This window comes from Actinomycetospora callitridis (genome assembly GCF_028737265.1).
In the GTDB taxonomy this organism is placed as follows: domain Bacteria; phylum Actinomycetota; class Actinomycetes; order Mycobacteriales; family Pseudonocardiaceae; genus Actinomycetospora; species Actinomycetospora callitridis.
This window is the reverse complement of the sequence record NZ_JAQZAK010000001.1, coordinates 962,597-989,055: the sequence shown is the minus strand read 5'-3', so window position 1 is coordinate 989,055 and position 26,459 is coordinate 962,597. Positions and strand designations below refer to the sequence as shown.

27 protein-coding genes are annotated in these 26,459 nt (G+C 75.2%); 5 read left to right on the top strand and 22 right to left on the bottom strand.

What is annotated here, in order from left to right:
* Positions 1-122 precede the first annotated feature (122 nt).
* The 3 genes from PH191_RS04770 to PH191_RS04760 form a co-directional block, all read right to left on the bottom strand.
* Positions 123-1,202 carry a cysteine--tRNA ligase gene (locus tag PH191_RS04770; RefSeq protein ID WP_274193450.1) on the bottom strand — a complete coding sequence of 360 codons (1,080 nt, stop codon included), beginning with the start codon at positions 1,200-1,202 and terminating at the stop codon, positions 123-125.
* Complete coding sequence (locus PH191_RS04765; RefSeq protein ID WP_274193449.1) at positions 1,199-1,666, bottom strand: LapA family protein; 468 nt, start codon at positions 1,664-1,666, stop codon at positions 1,199-1,201. Before PH191_RS04765 ends, PH191_RS04770 begins: the two co-directional genes overlap by 4 nt.
* Positions 1,667-1,736: 70 nt before the next feature.
* Entirely contained in the window at positions 1,737-2,567 is an 831-nt protein-coding gene (locus tag PH191_RS04760) for an SDR family oxidoreductase (RefSeq protein WP_274193448.1), read from the bottom strand.
* 88 nt (positions 2,568-2,655) lie between these two features.
* On the opposite strand from PH191_RS04760, the gene PH191_RS04755 reads away from it, so the two are divergent.
* A complete protein-coding gene (locus PH191_RS04755; protein ID WP_274193447.1) occupies positions 2,656-3,579 on the top strand; it encodes a LysR family transcriptional regulator in 924 nt (307 codons plus the stop codon).
* Here PH191_RS04755 and PH191_RS04750 read toward each other — a convergent pair.
* From PH191_RS04750 to PH191_RS04725, 6 genes are all read right to left on the bottom strand, one after another.
* Positions 3,557-3,907, bottom strand: a complete 351-nt coding sequence (locus tag PH191_RS04750; RefSeq protein ID WP_274193446.1) for a cobalamin biosynthesis protein — start codon at positions 3,905-3,907, stop codon at positions 3,557-3,559. The two genes, PH191_RS04755 and PH191_RS04750, sit on opposite strands and share 23 nt — an antisense overlap.
* A 2-nt stretch (positions 3,908-3,909) precedes the next feature.
* Positions 3,910-4,170 carry an alpha/beta fold hydrolase gene (locus PH191_RS04745; protein WP_274193445.1) on the bottom strand — a complete coding sequence of 87 codons (261 nt, stop codon included), beginning with the start codon at positions 4,168-4,170 and terminating at the stop codon, positions 3,910-3,912.
* On the bottom strand, positions 4,167-5,555 hold the full coding sequence (locus PH191_RS04740; protein ID WP_274193689.1) for a cobyrinic acid a,c-diamide synthase CobB: 1,389 nt from the start codon (positions 5,553-5,555) through the stop codon (positions 4,167-4,169). Before PH191_RS04740 ends, PH191_RS04745 begins: the two co-directional genes overlap by 4 nt.
* Before the next feature lie 2 nt (positions 5,556-5,557).
* A complete protein-coding gene (gene cobO / locus PH191_RS04735; RefSeq protein WP_274193444.1) occupies positions 5,558-6,172 on the bottom strand; it encodes a cob(I)yrinic acid a,c-diamide adenosyltransferase in 615 nt (204 codons plus the stop codon).
* 55 nt (positions 6,173-6,227) lie between these two features.
* Positions 6,228-8,258, bottom strand: coding sequence for a VWA domain-containing protein (locus tag PH191_RS04730; RefSeq protein WP_274193688.1), 2,031 nt, complete (start codon positions 8,256-8,258; stop codon positions 6,228-6,230).
* Positions 8,259-8,520: 262 nt separating this feature from the next.
* Complete coding sequence (locus PH191_RS04725) at positions 8,521-9,375, bottom strand: S1 family peptidase (RefSeq protein ID WP_274193443.1); 855 nt, start codon at positions 9,373-9,375, stop codon at positions 8,521-8,523.
* 297 nt (positions 9,376-9,672) lie between these two features.
* On the opposite strand from PH191_RS04725, the gene PH191_RS04720 reads away from it, so the two are divergent.
* On the top strand, positions 9,673-11,064 hold the full coding sequence (locus PH191_RS04720; protein ID WP_274193442.1) for a mycothione reductase: 1,392 nt from the start codon (positions 9,673-9,675) through the stop codon (positions 11,062-11,064).
* A gap of 14 nt (positions 11,065-11,078) precedes the next feature.
* Here the strand turns inward: PH191_RS04720 and PH191_RS04715 are convergent, their stop codons facing one another.
* Positions 11,079-11,945, bottom strand: a complete 867-nt coding sequence (locus PH191_RS04715; RefSeq protein ID WP_274193441.1) for an ABC transporter permease — start codon at positions 11,943-11,945, stop codon at positions 11,079-11,081.
* A complete protein-coding gene (locus PH191_RS04710; protein WP_274193440.1) occupies positions 11,945-12,928 on the bottom strand; it encodes an ATP-binding cassette domain-containing protein in 984 nt (327 codons plus the stop codon). The genes PH191_RS04715 and PH191_RS04710 overlap by 1 nt, the downstream gene beginning before the upstream one ends.
* A 65-nt stretch (positions 12,929-12,993) precedes the next feature.
* Between PH191_RS04710 and PH191_RS04705 the strand changes: the two genes are divergently transcribed.
* Entirely contained in the window at positions 12,994-13,629 is a 636-nt protein-coding gene (locus tag PH191_RS04705; protein ID WP_274193439.1) for a TetR/AcrR family transcriptional regulator C-terminal domain-containing protein, read from the top strand.
* 9 nt (positions 13,630-13,638) lie between these two features.
* Here PH191_RS04705 and PH191_RS04700 read toward each other — a convergent pair whose 3' ends face one another.
* On the bottom strand, positions 13,639-13,923 hold the full coding sequence (locus PH191_RS04700) for a hypothetical protein (protein WP_274193438.1): 285 nt from the start codon (positions 13,921-13,923) through the stop codon (positions 13,639-13,641).
* Between the two features lie 94 nt (positions 13,924-14,017).
* On the bottom strand, positions 14,018-14,686 hold the full coding sequence (locus tag PH191_RS04695; protein WP_274193437.1) for a TetR/AcrR family transcriptional regulator: 669 nt from the start codon (positions 14,684-14,686) through the stop codon (positions 14,018-14,020).
* Positions 14,687-14,842: 156 nt separating this feature from the next.
* On the opposite strand from PH191_RS04695, the gene PH191_RS04690 reads away from it, so the two are divergent.
* Together PH191_RS04690 and PH191_RS04685 are read left to right on the top strand one after the other, a co-directional pair.
* A complete protein-coding gene (locus PH191_RS04690) occupies positions 14,843-15,244 on the top strand; it encodes a nitroreductase family deazaflavin-dependent oxidoreductase (protein ID WP_274193687.1) in 402 nt (133 codons plus the stop codon).
* 82 nt (positions 15,245-15,326) lie between these two features.
* Positions 15,327-16,550: a saccharopine dehydrogenase family protein gene (locus PH191_RS04685; protein ID WP_274193436.1), complete on the top strand. Its 1,224-nt coding sequence runs from the start codon at positions 15,327-15,329 to the stop codon at positions 16,548-16,550.
* A gap of 70 nt (positions 16,551-16,620) precedes the next feature.
* Here PH191_RS04685 and PH191_RS04680 read toward each other — a convergent pair whose 3' ends face one another.
* The 9 genes from PH191_RS04680 to ispG form a co-directional block, all read right to left on the bottom strand.
* Entirely contained in the window at positions 16,621-18,150 is a 1,530-nt protein-coding gene (locus PH191_RS04680) for a cobyric acid synthase (RefSeq protein ID WP_274193435.1), read from the bottom strand.
* Positions 18,144-18,719, bottom strand: coding sequence for a pyridoxamine 5'-phosphate oxidase family protein (locus PH191_RS04675; RefSeq protein WP_274193434.1), 576 nt, complete (start codon positions 18,717-18,719; stop codon positions 18,144-18,146). The genes PH191_RS04680 and PH191_RS04675 overlap by 7 nt, the downstream gene beginning before the upstream one ends.
* Before the next feature lie 55 nt (positions 18,720-18,774).
* A complete protein-coding gene (locus PH191_RS04670) occupies positions 18,775-19,242 on the bottom strand; it encodes a hypothetical protein (protein ID WP_274193433.1) in 468 nt (155 codons plus the stop codon).
* Positions 19,243-19,275: 33 nt separating this feature from the next.
* Complete coding sequence (locus PH191_RS04665; protein WP_274193432.1) at positions 19,276-20,286, bottom strand: dihydrofolate reductase family protein; 1,011 nt, start codon at positions 20,284-20,286, stop codon at positions 19,276-19,278.
* 79 nt (positions 20,287-20,365) lie between these two features.
* Positions 20,366-21,223 carry a type I methionyl aminopeptidase gene (gene map / locus PH191_RS04660; RefSeq protein WP_274193431.1) on the bottom strand — a complete coding sequence of 286 codons (858 nt, stop codon included), beginning with the start codon at positions 21,221-21,223 and terminating at the stop codon, positions 20,366-20,368.
* Positions 21,224-21,869: 646 nt separating this feature from the next.
* A complete protein-coding gene (locus tag PH191_RS04655) occupies positions 21,870-22,250 on the bottom strand; it encodes a DUF3054 domain-containing protein (RefSeq protein ID WP_274193430.1) in 381 nt (126 codons plus the stop codon).
* Positions 22,251-22,263: 13 nt separating this feature from the next.
* The gene (locus PH191_RS04650; protein ID WP_274193429.1) at positions 22,264-23,097 is read right to left on the bottom strand and encodes a GNAT family N-acetyltransferase; all 834 of its coding nucleotides are present in this window, start codon (positions 23,095-23,097) and stop codon (positions 22,264-22,266) included.
* Positions 23,098-23,147: 50 nt separating this feature from the next.
* Positions 23,148-25,163, bottom strand: coding sequence for an alpha/beta hydrolase family protein (locus tag PH191_RS04645; RefSeq protein ID WP_274193428.1), 2,016 nt, complete (start codon positions 25,161-25,163; stop codon positions 23,148-23,150).
* Positions 25,164-25,285: 122 nt separating this feature from the next.
* Positions 25,286-26,449 carry a flavodoxin-dependent (E)-4-hydroxy-3-methylbut-2-enyl-diphosphate synthase gene (ispG, locus tag PH191_RS04640; protein ID WP_274193427.1) on the bottom strand — a complete coding sequence of 388 codons (1,164 nt, stop codon included), beginning with the start codon at positions 26,447-26,449 and terminating at the stop codon, positions 25,286-25,288.
* Positions 26,450-26,459: the final 10 nt, after the last annotated feature.

Sequence of the window (26,459 nt, the reverse complement as noted above, 5' to 3'; positions counted from 1 at the left end):
CGCCGCCGGGGCCTCACGAGGCCTCCCCCGGCACGCGGGCCCACGTTAGGTGGACACCTGGTCGGAGACGGCGCGCCGCGCCCGGACACGCGGGAGGTGTTCGCCGGGACACGCTGGGCCGATCAGGCCAGGCCGAGCACCGCGAGGGCCGCGCGGGCGGCCTCCCCGCCCTCGTCCTCGGCCACCGCGAGCGCGCCGGGCACGTCGAGATCGTCGAGCAGGCGCTCCGTCACGGCGTCCGCCGCCGCGACGCCCCGACCGTGCCGGGCGGCCGCGGCGTAGAGCCGCTCGAGGCGCGCCGCGGCGGCGTCGAGCGCCCCCGGCTCGATGTCCCAGGCGCTCGCCCACGGCCGGTCGAGCAGCAGCAGGCGCACGGCCGCGGCGGGGTGGGTCTCGAGCAGCTCGCCGACGAGGAGGAGGTTCCCGGCCGACTTCGCCATCTTCTGCCCGTCGACGCGCACCGTCCCGACGTGCAGGCGCGCGCGGGCGAAGGGCCGTACGGCGGTGACGGCCTCGACCATCGCCGCCTGGTGGGTGTGGTGGGGGTGGCGCAGGTCGGCGCCGCCGATGTGGAGGTCGACGGCCGGCCCGAGCATCGTCAGCGCCATCGCCGCGCACTCCGCGTGCCAGCCGGGCCGTCCGTCGCCCCAGGGGCTGGGCCAGGCCGCCTCGCCGGGCGACGCCGGCCGCCAGACCAGCGCGTCGGCGGGGTCGTCGGCACCCGGCCAGGGCGCCTCACTCGACGTCTCGTCCGGGTCGGCGGGGATCTCGGGCGTCGGCACCTGCCCGGCGCGGAACAGCACGGCGCCGTCGCGCTCGTAGGCCGCGCCGCGCTCGAGCAGCGCGGCGGCCAGGGCGACGACCCCGTCGACGTGGTTGTGGGCGCGCGGCTCGTGGGTCGGCGGGCGCACCCCGAGGGCGGCCATGTCGCGGTCGAAGCGGAACTGGCCGACCGCGGCGAAGCTGTCGAACCGCGCCCCCGCCCGCTCGGCGGCGGCGTCGAGGACGTCGTCGACGTCGGTGACGTTGCGGCAGGTGACGAGCTCGACCCCGGTGCGACGCAGCACCCGGGACGCGACGTCGGCCCAGACGAACGTGGCCGCGTGCCCGAGGTGGGTCGTGTCGTACGGGGTGATGCCGCAGACGTAGGCGCGGGCGCGGCCGACGAGCGGCAGCGGTGCCCCGGCGAGGCGGAGCGTCATGAGCGGACCCTTCCCGTGCGCTTGGCCGCGCGACGCCACTGCACCATCCGCCCGAGACCGGGGATCGCGAGCAGCAGCACCCCGGCGATCGCGGCGAAGAGCAGCCAGATCCCCAGCGGCAGGGTGGCCTCGAACCCCAGGAACGCCACGCGGGCGGGGTCGAGGTTCTGGAGGATGAACACGAGCAGGAACACCAGGACGACGGCGCCGAGGATCAGCCCGATCCAGGCCCCGCCGACCCGCGTGCGTCCGGGGCTCGTCTGCACACGCGGCCGGGCGGCGGCGGCACCGTCCGGGATGGTGAGGGGCTCCGACGGCGGGGTCCGGCTGACGGAGCTCGGATCGGAGGGGCCCGGGCCGACGGTGCCCGACCCGGCCACCTCGGCCCGCGAGATGGCGCCCGTGCCGGGGGTGGTGGGCCCGTCGGCGGGCGACGGCGCGCCGTACCGGGGCTGCTCGCTCATGGTCGTCATCCTCCCCCGTCACGCGCGCCCGCGTCAGACCCGGTCGGCCGCGTCACGCCGCCCGCCGACCTCAGCAGGCGGCCGGCACCACGTCGGCCTCCGCCGCGGAGGCCACCTGCTCCTCGGCCTCGTCCAGGCGACGGCGCTGCGAGGCGCTGACCAGCGCCTGGGCGTCGGACCCGAGCAGCACGCGCCGCGGCACGCCGGTCGGCGCGAGGGGCGCGTCGGCGGCCCGGATCATGCCCGCGACGGTGCGGGCCTGGTCGCCGGTCATGTCCTCGACGGCGACCCGCGGGCCGTGCAGGTGCTCGTAGGCCGGGTGCTCGGCGGCGTGCCCCGCGGCGTCGAAGAACGTCGTGCGGATCATGCCGGGCTCGGGGAGGACGACGTCGATGCCGAACGGCGCGACCTCCGCGGCCACGGTCTCGGCGAAGCCCTCGAGGCCCCACTTGCTCGCGTGGTAGAGCGAGAACGCGGGGAACGTGACGTGCGCGCCCATGCTCGAGACGGGCACGAGCCGCCCGCCGCCCTGGGCGCGCAGATGCGGCAGGACGGCGCGGGTCAGCTGGACGACGGCGGTCAGGTTGGTGGCGAGCAGGGCGTCGACGTCGGCGTCCTCGAGCTCCTCGGCGGCGCCGAACACCCCGAAGCCCGCGTTGGCGACGACGACGTCGATGCGCCCGAGCTCGGCGAACGCGGCGTCGACGACGGCGCGCTGCGCCGCGGTGTCGGTGACGTCGAGCGCGCGCACCCACAGGCGGTCGCCGTGGGCGGCGCGCAGGTCGTCGAGCTGCTCGGGACGGCGGGCGGTGGCGGCGACGCGGTCTCCGCGGGCGAGGAGCTGCTCGGTGAGCTCGCGCCCCAGGCCGCGGGACGCGCCGGTGACGAACCAGGTCTTCATGGCTCCCAGTGCAGCCCCGCACGGCGCCGCGATCAACGACGCGGATCGCTACGCTCCGACAGGGAGAGCCTGTCGATCGGGGGCGCGCGTGGAGCTGCGGCAGCTCGAGTACGTCCTCGCGGTCGCCGAGGAACGGCACTTCGGGCGCGCCGCGGAGCGCCTGCACGTGCGGCAGCAGTCCGTGAGCGAGCAGATCCGCCGCCTCGAGCGCGAGCTCGGCGCCCCGCTGTTCGCGCGCACCAGCCGGCGGGTGGCGCTCACCGAGGTCGGCGAGGCCTTCCTCCCCGAGGCGCGGCGCACCGTGCTCGCCGCGCGCACCGCCGTCGAGGTCGGCCGCCGGACGGCCGCCGCGGGCGGGGGCGAGGTCCGCGTGGGCTACGCCGAGGACCTCGGCACGCGACTGTTCGAGCTCGCCGCCCCGCGCCTCGCGCACCGGGACCCGCCGGTGCGACCCGTGCCGGTGCCGATGGGCACGCGCGAGCAGCTGCGCGCGCTCGCCGCGCGGCGCCTCGACGTCGGGCACACCTGGCAGCCCGAGCTGACCGGGGAGCTGACCTCCCTCTGTACCGCCCGGGAGCGGCTGGTCGTCGTGGTCGCGACCGGCGACCCGCTGGCAGCCGAGGACGCCGTCGACCCGGTCGCGCTCTCCGGGCGCCCGCTGGCCCTCGTCCCGCGCACCACGAACCCGTGGGTGCACGACCACTACGTCCGCGAGCTCACCGCACGCGGGACCCGCGTCGCCGTCGCCCGCCAGCACGCCGTCCGCCTCGACCGGCTCCTCCCCCTCGTCCTCGCCGGCACCGCCATCGGCCTCACCACCGAGCGCGCCGCCGCGGGGGTCGCGGGCACGGGGGCCGTGTCCCGTCCGCTCGCCGGTCCCCCGCTGCTCGTCGAGCACCGCCTCGTCTGGCGCGCCGACACCACCGACACCGCGGTGCTCGCGCTGGTCGACGTCGTGCGGGAGCTGGTCGACGGGGGCGCGCTGGGCCTCAGCGCGCCACCGCCACCGTGACGCCCCGGCCCCGCTGCTTGCCGACGACGAGCTCGCCCCCGCCCCGCTCGCGGGCGGCCAGCAGGGCGGCGGCCTCGGCGACGCTCCCCGTGCCGGTCAGCCGGCGCACGACCGGCGAGGGGTGCGGGACGTCGACGGGGTCGAGGACCGAGGCCGGGTAGGTGCGCAGGGTCCGCCCCGCCGCCAGCGTCGTCACCGCGGGCTCGCCCGCGCGGGTCTCGATGGTGGCGACGACGGCGACGTCCTCGACGAGCCCCAGGGCCGCCACCGCGTCGAGCAGGTGCTCCGGCGGCGTGCCGGGCTCGACGCCGACCCCGAGGACGAGCACGCCTACGGGGTCACCAGCGCGTCGAGGACCTCGACGACGTGGTCCTGGATCGACAGGTGCCCGACGCCCGGTAGCCGGTGGATCCGCGCGATGCCTGCCGGCAGGCGGGAGGCGATGTCCTCGGCGTGGTCCATCGGGACCCACGCGTCCTCCTCTCCCTGGAAGATCTCTACCGGCGTCGGGACGGCGGACCAGTCAAGGTGGCCGTCGGGGTCGCCGTGCTCGGCGAGGGCGACGGTGCGCCCGTCGACGGTGACGTTCATGAGGGCCTCCGGCCTCGTGAGGGATCTGGGTCGTCGGGACGACCCTGATCACTCACGTGGCGCAGCCATCGCGCGACGCCACCCGGACGGCTGACGGGGTGGGTGTGCAGGTAGGAGGCGTGGACGCCGCCGGTCACGAAGCCCTCGGGCTCGGCGCCGTCCCAGCGCCACGCGGCGGACGCGCCGGCGCGCGGGGTGGCGACGGTGCGGTGGAACTCGTGCCCGGTCACCGTCTCGCCGGCGGCGGCGAGCGGGGAGTCCGCGCAGGCGGTGGCGGTGCGGTAGCCCAGGGACAGGCGCGGGCCCATCTCGGCGTCGGCGTCGAGCACCCCGCACATCGGCGCGCCGTCCAGCGAGCGGGCGAGGTAGAGCAACCCGCCGCACTCGGCGTGCACCGGGGCTCCGGACGCCGCCAACGCCCGGATCGCCGCGCGCAGCGGGGCGTTGGCGCTCAGGGCCTCGGCGTGCTCCTCGGGGAAGCCGCCGGGCAGCACGAGACCAGCCGTCCCGGGCGGCAGCGCCTCGTCGCGCGCGGGGTCGACGGTGACGACGTCGGCGCCCCCGGCCGCCAGCATCTCGGCGTGCTCGGGATAGCCGAACGTGAACGCGGCCCCGCCGGCCACGGCGACCACCGGCGCACCGGGGACGCGCTCGCCGACCGCCGGATCCCAGGGCGTCGTCGGCGTCGCCGGCGCCGAGCGCGCGAGGGCCACCACGGCGTCGAGGTCCACGTGCCCGGCGACCAGCGCGGCCATCGCCTCGACCGCCTCCCGTGCCGCGCTCCCGTGCTCGGCGGCCGTCACCAGCCCCAGGTGCCGCGACGGCACCGCCAGCTCCGCCCGGCGCGGCAGCACCCCGAGCACCGGGAGCCCGACCTCGGCGCACGCCGCGCGCAGGACCTCCTCGTGACGGTTCGACCCGACCCGGTTGAGGATCACGCCGCCGAGGCGCAGCCGCGGGTCGAAGTCCCGGAACCCCGCGAGCAGCGCGGCGACCGAACGGGACTGACCGCGCGCGTCGACCACCAGCACCACGGGCGCCTCGAGCAGCCGGGCGACGTGGGCGGTCGAGCCGTCGGCGTCCGGGTCGGCGGCGATCCGGCCGTCGAAGAGCCCCATGACGCCCTCGACCACGGCCAGCTCCGCCCCGCGCGCCCCGTGCGCGAGGAGCCCCGGCAGCGTCGCGGGGTCGACGAGCACCCCGTCCAGGTTGCGGCCGGGGCGGCCGGCCGCGAGGGCGTGGTAGCCGGGGTCGACGTAGTCGGGGCCGACCTTCGCCGGGGCCACGGCCGTGCCGCGGGCGGCGAGGGCGCCGAGCAGGCCGGTGGCGACGGTGGTCTTGCCGCTGCCGGACGAGGGCGCCGCGACGACGACCCGGGGCGGCAGCACTACCACTCGATCCCCTTCTGCCCCTTCTGACCGGCGTCCATCGGGTGCTTGATCTTGGTCATCTCGGTGACGAGGTCCGCGGCGTCGGTGAGCGCCGGCGGCGCGTCCCGGCCCGTGACGACGATGTGCTGGTAGCCGGGCCGGTGGGTGAACACCTCGACCACCTCGTCGACGTCGATCCACCCCCACTTCAGCGGATACGTGAACTCGTCGAGCACGTAGAAGTCGTGGGCGCCCGCCTCGAGCCGGCGCCGGATCTCCGCCCAGCCCTCCCGCGCGGCCTCGGCGTGGTCGGACTCGGTGCCCGCCTTGCGCGACCACGACCAGCCCTCGCCCATCTTGTGCCACTCGACGGGGCCGCCCTGGCCGGTGTCGCGGTGCACGTCGCCGAGGGCGCGCAGCGCGGTCTCCTCGCCGACCCGCCACTTCGCCGACTTCACGAACTGGAACACCGCGATCGACGAACCGGCCGTCCACTGGCGCAGCGCGAGCCCGAACGCGGCCGTCGACTTCCCCTTGTTCACCCCGGTGTGCACGAGCAGCAGCGGACGACGCCGGCGCTGGCGCGTCGTCAGCCCGTCGGCGGGGACGGTGCTCGGAACCCCCTGCGGCACGGCTGCCCTCCTTCCGTATGTGAGTGGAATTCCCGGCTATAGCCGGGAATTCCACTCACGAGGCTCGGAACTGCTCCACGACACCGGCGACGGACTCGCCGGTCAGCTCGTCGAGGGTGACGACGGTGCCGCCGGCGACGCGGGCGAGGCGCCCGGCGAGCCCCAGGCGCACCGGCCCCGACTCGCAGTCGACGACGACCGTGCTCACGCTCGCACCCCGCCCGCCGGCGCCCGCGTCGCGCGCGAGCCCCCGGGCCGCCCCCAGCGCGGCGTCGAGCCCGCCGGACGCCGTCGCGCGCCCGTCGGTGAGCAGCACGAGCAGCCCTCGGCGCCGGGCGTCCCGGGTCCGCTCGGTGCGCAGGACCGCCCGCGCGGTGCGCAGGCCCTCGGCGAGCGGGGTGCGCCCGCCGGTGCGCAGGTCGTGCAGGCGGGCGTGCGCGGCGTGCACCGAGGTGGTCGGCGGCAGGGCGACCGTGGCGGCGCTCCCCCGGAACGTCACCACGCCGACCCGGTCGCGGCGCTGGTAGGCGTCGCGCAGGAGGGCGGCGACGGCCCCGGTGACCGCGCTCATCCGCTTGCGCGCCGCCATCGAGCCCGAGGCGTCGACGCAGAAGAGCACGAGGTTGCCCTCGCGGCCCTCGCGCACGGCGTGGCGCAGGTCGGTCCGCGCGACACCGGCGGCGCCCCGCCCGGCCGCCGCCAGCATCGTGGCGGGCACGTGCAGCGTGGTGTCGTCGTCGGCGTCGGGCACCGCGCGCACCACGCGACCCTGCTTGCCCCGCGCCCGCGAGCGCCGCCCCGGCGCGCCCTCGCCCGTGCCGCGTACCTCGAACCGGCGCGCCCGCAGCCTCGTGGACGCCGGCGCGCCGACCGGGACGCCGGCGGGCTCGGGCTCGTCGCGCCCGGCGCACGGAGGCGGCTCGGACGCGGTCCCGTTCCCGGACGACGGCGTTGGCGACGACGGGGAGGACGACGAGGGCGGCGGCGCCCCGCCCCCCGGACCGCTCCCCGGACCCCCGCCGTCGGGCCCGGGGTCGTCGGGGCCGGAGTCGTCGGGGCCGGGCTCGTCGGGCCCGTCGGGGCCGGCGTCGTCGGAGGCACCGCCCTCGGGAGGCGGCTCGCTCTCGTCCGCCGCCTCGTCCGCCTTCTGCATCGCCTCGTCGAGCTCGTCCTCGCCGAGGTGCGGCTCGTCGAACGGGTCGCGGCGACGCCGGTGCGGCAGGGCCAGGCGGGCGGCGACGCGCACGTCGGAGGCGTCGACGGCGTCCGCCCCACGCCACGCGGCGTGGGCGACGGCGGTGCGGGCGAGGACGACGTCGGCGCGCATGCCGTCGACCTCCACCTCGGCGCACAGCGCGGAGATCCGCACGAGCTCGGCGTCGGGCAGGGCGACCGACGCCAGCCGCCCGCGGGCCTCGACGAGCCGGGCCCGCAGGGCGTCCTCGTCGCCGGCGAAGCGTGCGGCGAAGGCGTCGGGGTCGGCGTCGTGGGCGAGGCGCCGGCGCACGACCTCGGTGCGCTCCGCGACGTCCCGGGACGCGGCGACCCGCACGGTGAGCCCGAAGCGGTCGAGCAGCTGCGGACGCAGCTCGCCCTCCTCCGGGTTCATGGTGCCGACCAGCAGGAACGCCGCCGGGTGGGTCAGCGAGACGCCGTCGCGCTCGACGTGCGCGCGCCCGGTCGCGGCGGCGTCGAGCAGGAGGTCGACGAGGTGGTCGTGGAGCAGGTTGACCTCGTCGACGTAGAGCACCCCGCGGTGCGCGGCCGCGAGCAGCCCCGGGCGCACGGAGGTCCGCCCGTGGGCGAGCACCTCCTCGAGGTCGAGCGACCCCGTGACGCGGTCCTCCGAGGCCCCGACCGGCAGCTCCACCAGGCGCACGTCCCGGCGCTCGCGCGGGGCGTCGGACGGGAACGGGCCGTCGGGGCTCTGCTCCCCGGCGTCGACGTCGACCGAGAACCGGTCCCCCGCGACGACCTCGACCGGCGGCAGCAGCGTGGCCAGCGCGCGCACGATCGTCGTCTTCGCGGTCCCCTTCTCCCCGCGCACCAGGACGCCGCCGATCCCCGGGTCGACCGCGGTGAGCATCAGGGCGAGACGCAGGTCCTCGTGGCCGACGACGGCCGAGAACGGGAAGCCCAAGGGGTGTCCTCACGGATCGGGAGTCGAGGTTCGAGGGACCCTAACCCACAACATCTGAGCGATCGCTGAGATGAGCGCGACTCCGCGGAGCGGGACCCGGACCGGGGGCGTGGTCCGGGTCCCGTCTCCGTCTCGCCGGACCGGCCTGCCCGCCGGTCCGTCGTCCTGTGCCGTGAGCGGAATTCACGGCTATGGCCGTGAATTCCGCTCACGTGAGCTGGGAACGCAGCGCGTCACGCAGGGCCGCGACGCGCACGTAGTAGCCGGGGCGCCCGGCGCGGGCGCAGCCGTCGCCGAAGGAGGTGACGCCGATGAGCTTGCCGGCGGCGACGAGCGGGCCGCCCGAGTCGCCCTGGCACGAGTCGACGCCGCCCTGGTCGAACCCCGCGCAGGTGAGCCGGCGGGCGTCGAAGGTCCGGTCGCCGGCGCGGCAGTAGTCGTCGCCGCGCACCGGCACCGTCGCCGTCAGCAGGTAGCGCGAGGGCGTGGCGCTCTCCGAGGTCGCGCCCCAGCCGAGGATCTGGGCGGCGCGCCCGTCCTGGTAGAGCGCCTCGTCGCCCGGACCGGCGAGCGGCAGTGGCGTGCGGGTGCTGGGGGTCGCCAGCGTCAGGACCGCGAGGTCGGCGCCCTTGCCGACGCCCTCGAACTCCGGGCTGACCCACGCCGAGGTGACCGCCGAGGTGTCGCCGGTCGTCGACTGCTTGTCGTCCCGCCCCGCGACCACCATCACCTGCGTCGGCGTCGTGGTGGCCATGCAGTGCGCGGCGGTGAGGACCTTGGTGGGGGCGACGAGCGTGCCCCCGCAGAACTGGAACCCCGCGCCGTCGGTGAGGAACACCGCCCACGGGTGCTCGTCGGTGGTCGTGCGCGCCCCGCCGACCACACGGACGCCGGCGTCGACGACCACGCCCGATCCGTCGTCGGAGGAGTCGTCCCCACCGGGGGTCGTCCCCTCGGAGGCCCACGCGCCCGCCGCCCCGGCGAGGACGATCAGCAGGGCCGTCCCGGCGAGCACGAGGATCCTCCCGACCGCGGTGATCCCGTCGCGCACGCCGTTCGACATCCGTACTGCCCCTCCCGCTCAGGTCCGTTCGGCGCTCTACCGGGGGCCGTTCGGCGCAGCGGCGGGGTGCCTTCGGGGGAAGAGACCAGCAGTCAGGCCGACCTCGGGCAAGGCCGAGCGGCCATAGTTCGCTCCGCCGAGCGACGACGAGCGGTCGATTTCCGTCGACAAACGTCACCATGGAGTGGTCGAAGCGCGATGAGTGGTCGTCACCAACCGGTGAACGGCGATCTTCGGACCGCTCGTCGTGGGACGGCGGGGCCACGCCCGGTCCGGTCGCGCACTACCGTGGACGGCGTGCCCCACCACGACCTCGTCATCATCGGCACCGGCTCCGGCAACACGATCCCGGACGAACGGTTCGCGGACATGGACGTGGCGATCGTCGAGCACGGGGTGTTCGGCGGGACCTGCCTGAACGTCGGCTGCATCCCGACCAAGATGTACGTCTACGCCGCCGACGTCGCCGAGACGATCCGCCGGGCGGGCATCTACGGCGTGGACGCGAGCATCGACAAGGTCCGCTGGACCGACATCCGCGACCGGGTGTTCTCCCGGATCGACCCGATCGCCGCCGGGGGGCAGCGCTACCGCCAGTACGAGGCACCGAACTCGACGGTCTACCTCGGCCACGCCCGCTTCACCGGCGAGCGGACGCTCGAGGTGGCCCCGACCGACGGCGGCGAGCCGGTCACCCTCACCGGCGACCGCATCGTCGTCGCCGCCGGCGCGCGCCCCGCGATCCCGCAGCTGATCGCCTCCAGCGGCGTGGACTTCCACACCTCCGACGACGTCATGCGCATCGACGAGGTCCCCCGCCGCCTGACGATCGTCGGCGGCGGCTACATCGCCGCGGAGTTCGCCCACGTGTTCTCGGCGCTGGGCGCCGAGGTCACCGTCGCCACCCGCGGCCCGGCGCTGCTGCGCGAGCAGGACGAGGACATCTCGAGCCGGTTCACCTCGCTGGCCGCCCGGCGCTGGACGCTCTACTGCGACGCCGCGCCGACCGCCCCGCCCGAGCAGCGCGCCGACGGCACGATCGTCGTGCACTGCCAGCACGGCGCCATCGAGGGCGACGCCCTGCTCGTCGCCGCCGGGCGCATCCCGAACTCCGACCGGCTCGACGCCGCCGCAGGCGGGCTCGCCCTGCACTCCGACGGGCGCATCGTCGTCGACGAGCAGCAGCGGACCTCGGTGCCCGGCGTCTACGCGCTCGGCGACATCAGCTCGGAGTTCCAGCTCAAGCACGTCGCGAACCACGAGGCCGCGATCGTGCGCCACAACCTGCTCTACCCCGACGACCCGCGGGAGACGAACAACCGGCACGTGCCGGCGGCGGTGTTCACCGACCCGCAGATCGCCTCGATCGGCCTCCGCGAGCAGGACTGTCGCGACCGCGGCATCCCCTACGTCACGAAGATCCAGAACTACGGCGACGTCGCCTTCGGCTGGGCCATGGAGGACACCACCGGCGTCGTCAAGCTCGTCGCCTCGCCGGACGGCACCCTGCTCGGCGCCCACCTCATGGGCCCGGAGGCGTCCTCGCTGGTCCAGCCGATGATCCAGGCGATCACCTTCGGCCTGGACGCCCGCACGATGGCCGAGAAGCAGTACTGGATCCACCCGGCACTGCCCGAGGTGCTGGAGAACGCCCTGCTCGGGCTCCCGCTCGACCCCGAGGTCGCCTGAGTCCGGTCTGGGCCTCACTCCGTCCGCCGGAACCGCCACACCGCCAGGGACAGCAGCAGGACGCAGAACCCGATCGTGATGAGGATCTGCACGCCCACGGGCACGGTCCAGCTCCCCCAGACGATGCCCGGGTCGAAGCGCGCGCGGGTCGCGGCGTCGACGTCGAGGTGGTCGAAGACCACCGAGCGCAGCGGCTCGACGGCGTAGGTCATGGGGTTGATGTGCGTGAGCACGGCGAGCCACGTCGGCAGCCCCGAGAGCGGGAAGAGCGCCCCGGACAGGAACATCAGGGGCGTGATGACGAGCTGGACCAGCGGCATCGCCGTCTGGATCTGCTTCACGCGCGCCGCCAGCAGGAGGCCGAGCGACGTGATCATGAAGCCCATCAGGAAGATCAGCCCGACCATCGCCAGCAGCATCAGCGGGTCGTAGGGCACACCGACCAGGCCGGCGAGGGCCAGGAGCACGAAGCACTGCAGCGTCGCCACGGTCGCGCCGCCGAGGGCCTTCCCGATGAGGATCGAGGCGGTCGACACCGGCGCGACGAGCATCTCGCGCAGGAAGCCGAACTCCCGGTCCCAGACGATCGAGATGCCGGCGAAGGCCGCGGTGAAGAGCACCGAGATCGCCATGACGCCCGGGAACAGGAACGTCGTGAACGCGACGGACCCGGCGCCCTCACTGCTCCCGAGCAGCGAGCCCAGCCCCGTGCCCAGCACGAACAGGAACAGCAGGGGCTGGGCCAGCGACGACAGGATGCGCGAGCGGTCCTTGACGAAGCGGATCATCTCCCGCTGCCAGACGACCGCCGCGGCGCGCGCCTCGGTGGCGAGACTGCTCACGGGGACCCGCACGGCCTCCGGGGTCATCGTGGTGGTCATCAGCGTCCCCTCATCCGCATCGCCATGGGATGCATGCTCGGCCCGGCCTCCGCGTCGCGGATCGTCGTGCCCGTGTGGGCCAGGAAGACGTCGTCGAGGCTGGGCCGGGTCACGGTGACCGAGCGGATGGTCACGCGGTGGCTGCCGAGACGTTCGAACAGTCGCGGCACGAAGCCCGCGCCGTCGGCCACGGCGATCGACACCGCGCCCTCGCGCACGGCGCCCTCGAGGCCGAACTCGGAACGCAGCGCGCGCAGGGCGGTCTCGTCGTCGTCCGTGGTGATCGTGACGCGGTCGGCGCCCACCTGGGCCTTGAGCGCGTCCGGGGTGTCGAGGGCGACGATCCGCCCCTCGTTCATGATCGCGATCCGGTCGCAGTGCTCGGCCTCGTCCATGTAGTGGGTGGTGACGAAGACGGTGATCTCCTCTGTCCGGTGCAGCTCCGCCACGTAGTCCCAGATGGTGCCGCGGGTCTGCGGGTCGAGGCCGATCGTCGGCTCGTCGAGGAAGAGCACCTGGGGCGAGTGCAGCAGCCCGCGCGCGATCTCGAGCCGCCGCCGCATGCCGCCGGAGTAGGTGGCGACGGGGTCGGCCCGGCGGTCCCAGAGGCCGACCATGCGCATGACCTCCTCGCGCCGGGCCGGGGCGCGCCGGCGGTCGACGCCGTAGAGCTCCTGGTGGAACCGCAGGTTCTGCTCGCCCGACATCGGGGCGTCGAGCGTCGGGTCCTGGAACACCAGCCCGATGCGCCGGCGGACGGCGGCGCGGTCGCGCACGACGTCGAGCCCGACGACCTCGGCCTCGCCGTCGGTCGGCTCGACCAGGGTGCACAGGATGTTGATCGTGGTGGACTTCCCGGCACCGTTGGGTCCGAGGAAGCCGAACGTCTCGCCGCGCGCCACCTCGAGGTCGATGCCGCGCACCGCCTCGATCGCGCCGTAGCGCTTGACCAGGCCGCGGACCGCGACCGCGGGTGTGTTCATGGCCCCTCCTCTAACAGCGTTAGGGACGCTACCCTCACACCGTTCGAGGGGGCAAGGGAGGACGCATGACGCTGACCCGCGACGCCGTCGTCGACGCCGCGGTGGACCTGCTCGGCGAGGTGGGACTCGAGGGCCTGTCGCTGCGGCGGCTCGCCCGCGACCTCGGGGTCAGCGCGCCCACGCTCTACTGGCACGTCGCCGACAAGCGGACGCTGCTCGACCACGTCGCCGAGCGCCTGCTCGCCGACCAGTGGCAGGTGACGCCCCCCGCGCCGGGCGAGGACTGGGCGGACTGGCTGCGCGAGCGCGCCGTCGTGCAGTACCGGGCCCTCGTCGCCCACCGTGATGCCGCGCGGGTCGTCGCCGGCAACCGTCCGACGGAGGCGGCGCTGCCCGCGGTCGAGGTGGTGCTCGGCACCCTCATCGACGCGGGCCTCTCCCCCGTCGACGCGTTCTCGACCGTCCAGGCGATCGGCAACCTCGTCATCGGCTCGGCGATCGAGTACCACGCCGAGCGCGAGCGGCCGCCGTCCGACCACGGGCACCAGGCGCCCCCCGACCCCGAGCTCTACCCGCACCTCGCCGCACTCCGGCCGGCGCTGGCAGCGCACACGGGCACCCCCGACGCCCACGAGGCCCTGTTCCGCCACGGGCTCGACCTCATGATCGCGGGACTGCGCGCGTCCGTGGCGGCGCGCTGACCGCTGCCGTCAGTCCTCGCGGTGGCCCTCCCGGTGGCGGTACTCCTCGCCCGGGATGGACGGGTTCTCGGCGCGCGCCTGCTCGGCGTCGGCGTCCTGCGCCGCCGCGCGCTCGCGCTGCTCGGCCTCGGGCAGCGAGTCGTCCCCGGACCCGGGCGTCGCCTGCCGGCCGCGGCGCTCGGTGCTCGCGATGGACGTGGCGGAGTCGGCGTCCGCGGCCTCCTCGTTCGCACGCTCGCGCGCCACGGTCTCGGGGAGTGACGGCGGTTCCTCGCGGTGATCCTGGTCGGCCATCTGGTGCTCCCTTTCGACGACGTCGGCGCGGTCACCGTCCGCGCACAGGGCACCCGGCGTCAAGCAGCCGTACGGTCCCACCCTCCGACGGGTCTCAGGACGGCGGGAGCCCGACCGACGACGCTGCGGTGTCGGCGACCGCGTCGAGGAAGGCCGCGCGGTCGACGACGACGTTCTCGTACTGGCCGAAGAGCTCGAAGCCGACGGTGCCGAAGAGCTGCGTCCAGGCCGCGATCGCCGGCAGGACGAGCGGCGGGGCCACGCCGGGGAGCAGGCCCTCGAGCAGCACTCCGTCGCTCTCCCCGTCGCTCTCCCCGTCGCCGGGCGGCGCTTGGCCGTGCTCGGCGACGATCGCGGCCAGGAGCAGGCCCACGCGCCCGGCGGCCGGGATCGTCTCGGCGGGCGCGGCGTAGCCGGGCACCGGCGACCCGTAGATCAGCGCGTACTCCGCGGGGTGCTCGAGCCCCCAGGAGCGCACGGCCCGCCACACGGCGCGCCACTGGGCGCGCGGCGGTGCCTCCGGGTCCCGGGCCGCCTCGGCGCGCTCCCCCACGGCGTCGTAGGCCTCGACGATCAGCCGCGTGAGCAGCTCGTCCCGACTGGCGACGTACCGGTAGACCGCCGAGGAGACCATCCCGACCTCGCGGGCCACCGAGCGCAGCGAGAGCGCCGCCGCGCCCTGCTCGGCGAGCTGGCGGCGGGCCTCGTCGAGGATCGCTCGGGTGGTCTCGGCGCGCGCCCGTGCGCGGGTCCCGGGGGGCATGCGGGTCATCGTGCCACACAGCGAGAGCAGTGCTCTTGACAACCTGCGTCGCAGCGAGAACAGTGCTCCATACGAGAGCAGCGCTCTCGTACTGCCGAGGAGGACACCGTGACCGCCAGCCACTACCAGGCCCCCGGACGCATCACGCGCTCGATCATGAACCCGCTGGTCGCGGGCCTCACCCGGCTCGGGCTCCCGCTGGCCGGCTCCGCCGTCCTCGGTGTCCGTGGCCGCACCAGCGGCGAGGTCCGCACGACGCCGGTGAACCCGCTGCGCCTCGACGGCCGGCGCTACCTCGTCGCCGCCCGTGGGCACACGCAGTGGGTGCGCAACCTGCGCGTGGCGGGCGAGGCCGAGCTCCGCGTCGGCCGGCGCACCGAGACCGTGCGCGCCACCGAGCTCGCCGACGCCAACAAGGCGCCGGTGCTGCGCGCCTACCTGCGCGCCTGGGCGTGGGAGGTCGGCGCGTTCTTCGACGGCGTCGACGCCGACTCGTCCGACGAGGAGCTCGCCGCCATCGCCGACCGGCACCCGATCTTCGTGGTCACCCCTACGTGAGTGATGTTCCCGGCTATAGCCGTGAACATCACTCACGGGGGACGGAGCTGCCGGTGCACGGGAGCGCGGATATCGTGCGGCCATGTCCGGTGATCGCGAGCACGAGCTCGTCCTGTTCGGCGCCACGAGCTTCGTCGGCGAGCTGACCGCCGGCCACCTCGCGCGCCACGCGCCCGCCGGCACCCGGATCGCTCTGGCCGGGCGCTCGCGCGAGCGGCTGGAGAAGGTCCGCGACCGGCTGCCCTCGCCCGGCGGGGACTGGCCGCTCATCGTCGCCGACACCACCGACCCCGACGCCCTCGCGCGCATGGCCGCCTCGACGACGGCGCTCCTGACCACCGTCGGCCCCTACGCCAAGTACGGCCTGCCCGTGGTCGAGGCGTGCGCGACGGCCGGCACGCACTACGCCGACCTCACCGGCGAGGTCCAGTTCGCCCGCGAGGCGATCGACCGCTTCGACGAGCCGGCCCGCGCCAGCGGCGCCCGGATCGTGCACTCCTGCGGCTACGACTCGATCCCCTCCGACCTCGCGGTGCTGCTGCTGCACAGCCGCGTGCAGGCCGACGGCGAGGGCGAGCTCGCCGACGTCACCGCGGTCGTCCGGGTCCGCGGCGGCGTCTCCGGGGGCACGATCGACTCGATGAAGGGGCTCGCCGACGGTGCGCGGGCCGACCGCTCGGTGTTCAAGCTCATGCGCGACCCGTTCGGCCTGAGCCCCGAGCGCGCCGCCGAGCCCGACACCCGGCAGCCCAGCGACAACCCGACCCCGCACCAGGTCGAGGGCCGGTGGGTCGCCCCGTTCGTCATGGCCTCCTACAACACCCGGATCGTGCGGCGCTCGAACGCGATCGCGGGCTACGCGTACGGCAAGGGCCTGCGCTACGGCGAGGTGCTGGGCACCGGCAAGGGGCCGGTCGGCGCGATCACCGCGGGCGTGGTCACGGGCGGGCTGAGCGCGCTCCTCGCCGGCCTGTCGACCCCCGGCGTGCGGCAGGTGCTCGACCGCGTCCTGCCCAAGCCCGGGGAGGGCCCGAGCGAGAAGACCCGCGAGAACGGCTGGTTCCGTCACGACATCGACGCGACGACCAGCACCGGCGCCCGCTACACCGCGCGCGTGTCGGGCTCCGGCGACCCGGGCTACGCCGCCACCGCGGTGATGCTCGGCGAGACGGGGCTCTGCCTCGCCCTCGACGGCGACCGCCTGCCCGACCGCGCCGGCTCGCTCACCCCCGCCACGGCGATGGGCCCGGCGCTCGTGGAGCGCCTGCGCACCGCCGGCCATGTGTACGACGTCGCCCGGGCCTGACGGCGGGCGCATGCTCCGCATGCAAGCCCTGCGTCCACGCTGGCGTTCAACGCCAGGAAATCCACCTCGATCATGAGGACGAGACGCGGACCTCGGGCAGCCCGGCCGGCGCGCCCTTCGCGATGAGCGCCTCGAGGGCGTCGGTGTCGAGGTGGGTCTCGACGAGGTCGCCGAGCAGGTCGAGCTGGGCCGCGCGCGTCGCCGCGTAGGACGTGGCGGGCGCCGGGGTGAAGTCGCGTCCGGCGGCCGCCGCGGCGCGCACGAGCAGGCGCCGGCGCAGCCCGTCGTTCTCGAGGAGCCCGTGCGCGTGCGTGCCGAGCACGTGCCCGCCGTCCACCCCCTCGGGCGTCCCGTCGGCCAGCGTCACCAGCGCGGCGGCGTCGGAGCGCAGCTCCCGCCCGTGGTGGATCTCGTAGAACGCCACCGGCTCCCCCAGCGCCGTCCCCGTCGGCGTCCCGAGGTGCTTGGCGACGTCGAAGGTCACCTCGACGTCGAGCAGGCCGAGGCCCTCGACGGTGCCCGGCGCGGCCTCGACCCCGTGCGGGTCGTGGATGCGCCGGGAGAGCATCTGGTAGCCGCCGCAGACCCCGAGCACCGGCCGCCCGGCGCGGGCGTGGGCGAGGACCCCGTCGGCCAGCCCCTGCGCGCGCAGCCACGCGAGGTCGGCCACCGTCGCCTTGGAGCCGGGCAGCACGACGAGGTCGGCGTCGGCGAGGCGCGAGGGCTCGGTGACGTAGCGGACGGCGACCCCGGGCTCGGCGGCCAGCGCGTCGACGTCCGTGCCGTTGGACACCCGCGGCAGGCGCACCACCGCCACCCGCAGCCAGTCGCGCCCGACCGGCGGCGCGGGCCGTCCCACCACCCCGTCGGCGACGTGGCCCAGCGAGTCCTCGGCGTCCAGCCACAGCTCCGGGCTCCACGGCACGACGCCCAGCGTCGGGCGGCCGGTCAGCGCCCGGAGCTGCTCGAGGCCGGGCTCGAGCAGCGCCGGGTCGCCGCGGAACTTGTTCACCACCCAGCCCGCGACCAGCGCCTGGTCGGCGGGCTCGAGGACCGCCAGGGTCCCGAACAGGTGCGCCAGCACGCCGCCGCGGTCGATGTCACCGACGACGATCACGGGCAGGTCGGCGGCGCGCGCGAGGCCCATGTTGGCGATGTCGGTCGCCCGCAGGTTGATCTCCGCGGGCGAGCCGGCGCCCTCGCAGATGACGACCTCGTGCTGCTCGCGCAGCGACGCCAGCGACGACGTGACGACCTCGAGCAGCGCCGCCTTGCGCTCGCGGTAGCTCGCCGCCGACACCGTCCCGTCGACGACGCCGCGCACCACCACCTGCGAGGTCCGGTCGCTGCCCGGCTTGAGCAGCACGGGGTTGAACCCGACGCTGGGCGCGAGCCCGCACGCGGCGGCCTGCAGCGCCTGCGCGCGCCCGATCTCCCCGCCGTCGGCGCACACCACCGAGTTGTTGCTCATGTTCTGCGCCTTGAACGGCGCCACGTCCACGCCGCGACGGTGCAGCCACCGGCAGATCCCGGCGACCAGGACGCTCTTGCCGGCGTCGGACGTCGTCCCCGCGACGAGCAGCGCGCCGGCCGTCACCATCCCGGGAGCCCCGCGAGCCCGGGGAGGCCGTCGAGGGAGTGCTGGTTCTTCTCCGTGCGGTAGCTCCGCAGCCACTCGGGGCTGCGCCGCTCCGCCCAGGAGTCGAGCAGCTCGCGGTCGGACTCGAGGGCCATCCGCGGCACCGCGTAGCCGCAGGCGTCGGCGACCCGGGTGACGTCGATGGTGATCACGCCGCGGGCCTCGGTGCGGCGCGACGCGAGCCCCATCGCGAACGGCGCGAGCGCCTCGTCGAACCCCTCCTCGCCGCGGGTGACGACGCGGCCCCGGCCGTGCAGCCGCACGACGTTCGGTGTGCCGTCGAAGGAGCAGAACATCACGCAGATGCGCCCGTTCTCCCGCAGGTGCGCGGTGGTCTCGATGCCGCTCGCGGTCATGTCGACGTAGGCAAACGTGTGGTCGTCGAGGACGCCGAAGGTGCCGCGCAGGCCCTTCGGTGAGACGTTGACCAGCCCGTCGCCCGACAGCGGGGCGGTGCCGACGAAGAACACCGGCTGCTTGCCGATCCACCGGGCGAGCCGGGGCTCGATGCGCTCGTAGACCTTGGCCACGCCCGGCAATCTCGCACGGCCGGTGCGCCCGGCGCAGCAGCGTGGCTCACGTGGCTCACGTGGCATCGAGCTCGACGTCGACCAGGACACCCGCCGCGGCGTCGTCGACCGCCTTCGGCACCGCCGAGAGGTCGCGGGCGGCCAGGGCGACCCGCTCGTCGCGGACCGTCTCGGTGAGCAGGCGCAGGCGGTGGATGCGCCCGGTGGTCGGGAGCCCGTCGAGCGGGTCGACGACGAGGTCGCCGCGCAGCCGCACCGGACCGGACACGTGCCGCGGGGCGTCCCAGAGCGCGCGGAACCCGTCGCCGGCGAGCTCGGTGGACCAGGTGGTCGATCCCGGCCGTCCGACCGCGGGCACGGCCACCGCGTCGACGACGTCGGACCAGCCGCGCGGCCGGTCGCCGGTCCCGGTGGCGTGCTCGACGAACCGCAGCCGCCAGGTGCGGATCTGGCGGATCGAGGCCAGCGGGCAGGCGCGGGCACGGATCACCGCGGCGGGCAGCAGGATCGGCAACGAGCGCACGCCACCACGATGACCGACGCGGGCGTGATCGGCTCAACGGTGGAGATTGGGGCGGCGCGCGAGCTCCACAAAGTCCGGACGCTCGACCACCTCGACGCCCGCCTCGGCGAGCCGTGCCGCGCCCGAGGGCGTCCCGACGAACAGCGGCGGCTCGCGCCAGGCCATGACGACCCGGCCGACACCGGCGTCGAGGATGTGCTGGGTGCAGGTCGTCGGGCGCGAGGCGCGCTGGCCGCAGGGCTCGAGCGAGGTGTAGATCGTGGCGCCGGGCAGCCGCGGGTCGGCGTGGTCGACGTCGCGCAGGGCGACCTCCTCGGCATGGTCGAGGACGTCGTCGCGGCGGCTGTGCCCGGTCGCGAGCACGGTGCCGTCGGCGGCGACCACCACGCAGCCCACCGAGAACGCCGACGCCGACGGCGGGCAGCGTTCGGCCAGCGAGCACGCCTCGGCGAGCCAGCGGGTGTCCGCGTCACCGAACCGGTAGCGCAGCAGCACGTCCTGCTCCACCGGGCGAGTCTCCACCAGGTGGCCCCGGGTGGGCACACCGGTGAACCGCGGCCCGGCGCCGACCAGCCGCGGCGCGATCGCCAGCTGCAGCTCGTCGACGGCGTGGGCGGCGAGGAAGTCGCGGTGTACGCGTGCGCCGCCCTCGATCATGAGGCGCACGACGCCGCGGGCGGCGAGGTGGTCGAGCACCTCGTCGGGCGTGCCGCACAGGACGACCGTGTCGGCGAGCTCGCGACCCTCGGTCAGCACGCGGGCGCCCGGGTCGACGGGGCGCGAGGAGAGCACGACGCGCAGCGGCGACGGCCCCAGCCCGCGCGCGATCCGGTCGGCGTGGCGCTGCGGGGAGCGCACGAGCAGGCGCGGGTCGTCGGCGCGCACGGTGTCGCCGCCGACGAGGATCGCGTCGACGCCCGCGCGCTCGGCGTCGACGCGGTCGAGGTCGGCGGGCCCGGAGAGCACGAGCCGCTCGGGGGTGTCGTCGTCGAGGAAGCCGTCGATCGACACCGCGGCCGAGGCGAGCACGTGCGGAAGCCTCATCGGCGTGTCGCGAGGTCGACGATGTGGCGATCCTGGCGTCCAGTGCAAGCGAGGACGCAGGGCTTGCACCGGCAGGTGCTCACGGCAGCGTGAGGATCTCGCTGCCGGTGTCGGTGACGAGGATCGTGTGCTCGAACTGCGCGGTGCGCGACTTGTCCTTGGTCGTCACCGTCCAGCCGTCGTCCCAGACGTCGTAGTCGACGGAGCCGCGGGTGATCATCGGTTCGATCGTGAACGTCATCCCCGGCTCGAGCATCTCGTGGCGGTCCGGGTCGTCGTAGTGGACGACGACGAGGCCCGAGTGGAACGCGCGCCCGATGCCGTGGCCGGTGAAGTCGCGGACGACGCCGTAGCCGAACCGGTTCGCGTACGACTCGATCACGCGCCCGACGACGTTGAGCTCACGCCCCGGCTTGACCGCCTTGATCGCCCGCTTCGTCGCCTCGAGGGTGCGCTCGACGAGCAGGCGGTCCTCCTCGTCGACGTCCCCGGCGAGGAACGTCGCGTTCGTGTCGCCGTGCACGCCGCCGATGTAGGCGGTGACGTCGATGTTGACGATGTCGCCGTCGCTGATCACCGTCGAGTCCGGGATGCCGTGGCAGATGACCTCGTTGATCGAGGTGCAGCACGACTTCGGGAAGCCGCGGTAGCCCAGCGTCGACGGGTAGGCGTCGTGGTCGACGAGGAACTCGTGGACGACGCGGTCGACCTCGTCGGTGGTGACGCCCGGGCGGATGGCCTCGCCACCGGCCTGCAGCGCCTGCGCGCCGATCTTGGACGCGACCCGCATCGCCTCGATGACCTCGGGCGGCTGCACCCAGGGATCGGTGCTGCGCGTGGGCGCGGGCTTCCCCACGTACTCGGGGCGGGTGATGTGCGGGGGCACCGGGCGCAGCGGGGTCTGCTGCCCGGGCCGCAACGGGGCGCGGACCGGCATGCCCCCACCCTAGGCGCCCCGCTCGCGGGCCGCCGTCGCGTCGTCCCGTGGACGGATCCGGGCCGGTGTCTCCACCGGTGGAGCAGCAACGAGCCGTCGCCGCCGAGGGCGCGGCACACGATGCGGTGAGAACGGCTCGCCACTCCTGGCGACGCTCCGTGAACGAACCCCATCGTCGTCGACGGTTCGCCACGACATCGATGCCACCGCCGGGGTCGATCGCGCGCGAGCAGGATGCACTCGGGGGGAACGATCGTGAACAGGAAAGTGGCCGCCGCCGTCGTCTCCACCGTCGCGGCCGGGGCGATCGCGGTCCGGGGGCCACCGCCCGTGCGGGTGACGTCCCCCCGCCGCCGGTCGGGACGGCCGTTCCCGCCGCTCCGGTGGGCGCTCCGGGCTGCTCGACCAGCGAGGACGCCGGCGCCCGGACGCCCGCGGATGCCGGCGTGGAGGCGACGACCCGCCCGGCCGCCGACCCGGACTGACCGGACCGCACGACACCACCTCGGCCTCGTCCGCGTCGCTCTCGCGGAGCGGAAGGGGCTCCCCCACGCGGCCGGTTCGATCCGGGACGCCGTGCCGATCGGCGATGGCGGGGCATCGTCGCGTGCCTCGAAAGACTCACCGGATCGGGACCCGACGAGCCTCAGTGGTGACGGCGTGTCATCGACCGACGGAGCAGGCGGACGACGCCGCGCCACCCCAGCACCAGTGCGCCGAGCGCGACGGTGGCCACGATCGCGAACGACAGGGGCAGGCGTCCGGTGATCGCGGCGCGCAACGGCAGCCCGATCACCACCGCGCCCGCCCACACGGCGAGCCCCGCACGCCAGGCGAGCGGGTCGCGCCACGTCCGCGCGGCCAGCGTCCCCACAGCGGCGCCGACGACGAAGGGCGCGGCGGTGAGCAGCGTGCCCGCGAGGTCCTCGGTGTGGCTCGCCCGGCCGATCACCGCGAAGGCCAGCACCGCCGCGGCGTCGAGCGCGATCCAGGAGGCGTGCCGGGTCGGGGTCGCAGTGGTGGTCACGACCCGAGGGTAGTTAGAACAGCACCGTCGCGAACGAGCCGACCTGCTCGAACCCGATGCGCTCGTAGGCGCGGCGGGCGGGGGTGTTGAACGCGTTGACGTAGAGGCTCGCGACCCGGCGCGCCCGCACGAGGTGGGCGACGACGGCCGCGGTCCCCGACTGCCCGAGCCCCCGGCCCCGCCACTCGGGGTGCACCCAGACGCCCTGGATCTGCCCGACCCGCGACGACAGGGCGCCGATCTCGGCCTTGAACACGACCTCGCCCTGCTCGAAGCGCACGAACGCGCGCCCGGCGCCGATCAGCTCCGCCACCCGCGCCCGGTAGCCCGCGCCGCCGTCGCCGAGGCGCGGGTCGACCCCGACCTCCTCGAGGAACATCGCGATCGCAGCGGGCAGGTAGCGCTCGAGCTCGTCCGGGCGGGTCTGGCGCACCGCGGGGTCGGGCGTCACCGTCGGGGCGACCGCGGTGGCCATCAGCGGCTGGTCGGGACGCACCTCGCGAGCGCTGTCCCAGTGCTCGGAGAGCTCCTCCCACAGCGGGAGCACGAGCTCGCGGCGCCCGACCAGCGACGAGCACGAGCGACGCTGCCGACGGGCCCGCTCGGCGAAGTGACGCACCTCCGTGCGGTCGCCGCGCAGGGGCACGAGGTTGGCCCCCGAGAAGCACAGCCCGTCCAGCCGACCGCCGACGCCCCACAGCTCACCGCCCAGGCGCCACGGCTCGACCCCGACCGTCTCGACGCGCGAGGCGACCATGCAGGTGGCGACGGGATCGGCGTCGAGGGCGCTCCGCACCTTCGACCGGTCCCGGTCGTCGAGCAGCCGCGCACCGGCGGTACGGAGCACCTCCCAAGCGTGCCATGTCCACGGTCTCCAGGGGAGATCGCGTCCCTCCGTCAGACGAGGGCCGGTCGCTCCCAGGGACGGTGCAACACGTGGTGGTCGAGGAACGCCCACACCGTGCGGTACCAGAGCTTCGCGTCCCCGGGCTGGAGCACCCAGTGGTTCTCGTCGGGGAAGTACAGGAACTGCGACTCCACCCCGCAGCGCTGCAGGTCGTACCAGAGCCGCAGCCCCTCGGAGATCGGCACGCGGTAGTCCTTGTCGCCGTGGATCACCAGCATGGGCGTGGCGATCGACCGCACGTGGCGGTGGGGCGAGTGGGCGTCGTAGCGCTCGCGCTCGTCGAGCGGGTCGCCCCACTCGCGGCGCCAGTGGAATGACGCGTCGGTGGTGCCGACGAAGCCGTCGAGGTGCCAGATGCTGGCGTGGGTGACGATCGCGGCGAAGCGGTCGGTGTGCCCGGCCATCCAGTTGGCCATGTAGCCGCCGAAGGACCCGCCCATCGCGGCGACGCGCGTGGCGTCGATGTCCTCGCGCGCCACCGCGGCCTCGGTGGCCGTCATGAGGTCGGTGTAGGGCAGTTCGCCCCAGGCGCCGGTGGCGGGGTCGAGGAACTCCTGGCCGTAACCGGTGGACAGGCGCGGGTCGGGCAGCAGCACCGCCCAGCCGCGCGCGGCCATCAGCCACGGGTTCCACCGCCACGACCAGGCGTTCCAGCTCGAGAGCGGCCCGCCGTGGATCCAGAGGATCAGCGGGGCCGGGGAGGCCGCCGACGCGCCGCCGGGCAGCACCAGCCACGAGCGCAGGGCCGTGCCGTCCGCGGCGGTGGCGTGCACCTCGGTGAGCGTCCCGGGCAGCGGGTCGAGCTCGGTCACCCCGCGCAGCGCCGTGACACCCCCGCCCACCTCCTGGTCGGCGCCCTCGGGGTTGAGGCGCACCGGCGTCGGGGGCGCGTCCACGCCCGAGCGCAGCGCGTAGAGCGCCGAGCCGTCCCGGGCGGCGACGACGTCGGTGTAGGCCCCGGAGCGGGTCAGGCGGGTGACGGTGCCGTCGGTGATCGACACGCGCAGCACCGGCCCGTGGCCGGCCTCGTCGACGACGACGTACACGACGTCGCCGCCCGGCGCCCCGGTGACGCCCCGGACCTGGACGGCCTCCTCGGGCAGGACGTCCCGCTCGCTGCCGTCGACCAGCGACCGCGCCTTCAGCGTGTGCGCCATCCCGCGCCCCGGGCGGGGGTGCCGCTCGCGCACCCACAGCAGCCACCGGCCGTCCGGGGTGATGGTGGGCGCCTCGTGGTCGGCACCCGGCTCGTCGCCGACGACGACGCGCCCGTCCTCGGTGTGCAGCTCCAGGCGGCGGCGCCACGACGCGGGATCGGCGGGGTCGGGCACCTCCGCGACCACGGCGACGGTCCGCCCGTCGGGGCTGATCGCGCTCCCGCCGAAGCGGTGGTCGGCGCCGGGGGCGACGTGCTCGGGCTCGCCGTAGCCGGCGTCGGGGTCGGCCGGGTCCGGGGGCGCGCACCGCTGCAGGTGCGCGCGGCCGGGGCCGAGGTCGTGGTCCCAGAAGCGCACCGGGAACCGGGTGTGCAGCCGCGCCGCGACGCCCGCGGTCTCGCGCGCCTCCCGCTGCTCGGCCGCGTCCCCCTCCACCGGCTTCGGGGTGACCAGCGCGAGCGTGCCGGCGTCCCGCGCGACGGCGAAGCCGCTGACGCCGCCGGGACGCTCGGCCACCGGCCGCGCCTCGCCGCCCCGGGCCGGCAGGAGCCACAGGGCGGTGCGGTCCTCGGTCGGCTTCTCCGCCGTGGGGTCGGCGCGCCGCGAGGTGAAGAGCAGGTCGCCGTCCGGGGTGAACGTGGCCGACGACTCGCCGGACGACGACCGCGTCAGGCGCCGCGGCGCCCGCTCACCGCCCGGGTCGAGCTCCCACAGCGAGGTGCCGTACTTCTTCCCGTCCGCGGAGAGCTCCGAGACGGTGGTGACGAGGCGCGTGCCGTCCGGGGACAGCGCGAGCCCGGCACAGCGGCGGCTGGCGACGAAGGCGTCGAGGTCGTCGAACGTGCTCACGCCCTCATCCGATCACGGAACCCCGACCCCCGGCACTGCCGAGCCCGCTCGCCGGTGATCGACGGAGCGATACGGACACTCAACGTCTGCGACGGCACGCCGCTGACATCGAGCCGCCGGGATCAGCCCACCGTGACGGTCGGCGCGTTGCCGGCCTGGCCGCCCGCGAGCTCGTCCTCGCCGGCCTCCTCGGCGAGGCGCAGGGCCTCCTCGATGAGGGTCTCGACGATCTGGGCCTCGGGCACGGTCTTGATGACCTCGCCCTTGACGAAGATCTGGCCCTTGCCGTTGCCCGACGCCACGCCGAGGTCGGCATCGCGGGCCTCGCCCGGCCCGTTGACGACGCAGCCCATGACGGCGACGCGCAGCGGGACCTCCATGCCCTCGAGCCCGGCGGTCACCTCGTCGGCGAGCTTGTAGACGTCGACCTGGGCGCGCCCGCAGGACGGGCAGGAGACGATCTCGAGCTTGCGCGGACGCAGGTTCATCGACTCGAGGATCGAGAGCCCGACCCGGACCTCCTCGATCGGCGGGGCCGAGAGCGAGACGCGGATGGTGTCGCCGATGCCCCGGCTGAGCAGGGCGCCGAACGCCGTCGCGGACTTGATCGTCCCCTGGAACGTCGGCCCGGCCTCGGTGACGCCGAGGTGCAGCGGGTAGTCGCACTGCTCGGCGAGCAGCTCGTACGCGCGCACCATCGTCACCGGGTCGTGGTGCTTCACCGAGATCTTGATGTCGTGGAACTCGTGCTCGGCGAAGAGCGAGGCCTCCCACAGCGCCGACTCGACGAGCGCCTCGGGCGTCGCCTTGCCGTACTTCGCCATGATCCCGGGCTCGAGCGAGCCGGCGTTGACGCCGATGCGGATCGGGGTGCCCGCGTCCTTGGCGGCGCGCGCGATCTCGCCGACCTTGTCGTCGAACTTCTTGATGTTGCCGGGGTTCACGCGGACGGCGGCGCAGCCGGCGTCGATCGCGGCGAACACGTACTTCGGCTGGAAGTGGATGTCGGCGATCACCGGGATGTTCGACTTCTTCGCGATGGCCGGCAGCGCCTCGGCGTCGTCGGCCGAGGGCACGGCGACGCGGACGATGTCGCAGCCGGCCGCGGTGAGCTCGGCGATCTGCTGGAGGGTGGCGTTGACGTCGGAGGTCAGCGTGGTGGTCATCGACTGGACCGACACCGGGTGGTCGCTGCCCACACCGACGCCGCCCACGTCGAGCTGGCGGGTCTTGCGCCGGGGCGCGAGCACCGCAGGGGCTTCGGGCAGGCCGAGATCGATGGTCATCTCTCTCCCG

What these genes read in the sequence shown, in the direction of transcription:
- PH191_RS04770 (WP_274193450.1), bottom strand. Translation starts at nt 1,202, where the DNA reads ATGACGCTCCGCCTCGCCGGGGCACCGCTGCCGCTCGTCGGCCGCGCC.
- PH191_RS04765 (WP_274193449.1), bottom strand. Translation starts at nt 1,666, where the DNA reads ATGAGCGAGCAGCCCCGGTACGGCGCGCCGTCGCCCGCCGACGGGCCC.
- PH191_RS04760 (WP_274193448.1), bottom strand. Translation starts at nt 2,567, where the DNA reads ATGAAGACCTGGTTCGTCACCGGCGCGTCCCGCGGCCTGGGGCGCGAG.
- PH191_RS04745 (WP_274193445.1), bottom strand. Translation starts at nt 4,170, where the DNA reads ATGAACGTCACCGTCGACGGGCGCACCGTCGCCCTCGCCGAGCACGGC.
- PH191_RS04730 (WP_274193688.1), bottom strand. Translation starts at nt 8,258, where the DNA reads ATGCTCACCGCGGTCGACCCGGGGATCGGCGGCGTCCTGGTGCGCGGG.
- PH191_RS04725 (WP_274193443.1), bottom strand. Translation starts at nt 9,375, where the DNA reads ATGTCGAACGGCGTGCGCGACGGGATCACCGCGGTCGGGAGGATCCTC.
- PH191_RS04715 (WP_274193441.1), bottom strand. Translation starts at nt 11,945, where the DNA reads ATGACCACCACGATGACCCCGGAGGCCGTGCGGGTCCCCGTGAGCAGT.
- PH191_RS04710 (WP_274193440.1), bottom strand. Translation starts at nt 12,928, where the DNA reads ATGAACACACCCGCGGTCGCGGTCCGCGGCCTGGTCAAGCGCTACGGC.
- PH191_RS04705 (WP_274193439.1), top strand. Translation starts at nt 12,994, where the DNA reads ATGACGCTGACCCGCGACGCCGTCGTCGACGCCGCGGTGGACCTGCTC.
- PH191_RS04700 (WP_274193438.1), bottom strand. Translation starts at nt 13,923, where the DNA reads ATGGCCGACCAGGATCACCGCGAGGAACCGCCGTCACTCCCCGAGACC.
- PH191_RS04695 (WP_274193437.1), bottom strand. Translation starts at nt 14,686, where the DNA reads ATGCCCCCCGGGACCCGCGCACGGGCGCGCGCCGAGACCACCCGAGCG.
- PH191_RS04690 (WP_274193687.1), top strand. Translation starts at nt 14,843, where the DNA reads ATGAACCCGCTGGTCGCGGGCCTCACCCGGCTCGGGCTCCCGCTGGCC.
- PH191_RS04685 (WP_274193436.1), top strand. Translation starts at nt 15,327, where the DNA reads ATGTCCGGTGATCGCGAGCACGAGCTCGTCCTGTTCGGCGCCACGAGC.
- PH191_RS04680 (WP_274193435.1), bottom strand. Translation starts at nt 18,150, where the DNA reads ATGGTGACGGCCGGCGCGCTGCTCGTCGCGGGGACGACGTCCGACGCC.
- PH191_RS04665 (WP_274193432.1), bottom strand. Translation starts at nt 20,286, where the DNA reads ATGAGGCTTCCGCACGTGCTCGCCTCGGCCGCGGTGTCGATCGACGGC.
- map (WP_274193431.1), bottom strand. Translation starts at nt 21,223, where the DNA reads ATGCCGGTCCGCGCCCCGTTGCGGCCCGGGCAGCAGACCCCGCTGCGC.
- ispG (WP_274193427.1), bottom strand. Translation starts at nt 26,449, where the DNA reads ATGACCATCGATCTCGGCCTGCCCGAAGCCCCTGCGGTGCTCGCGCCC.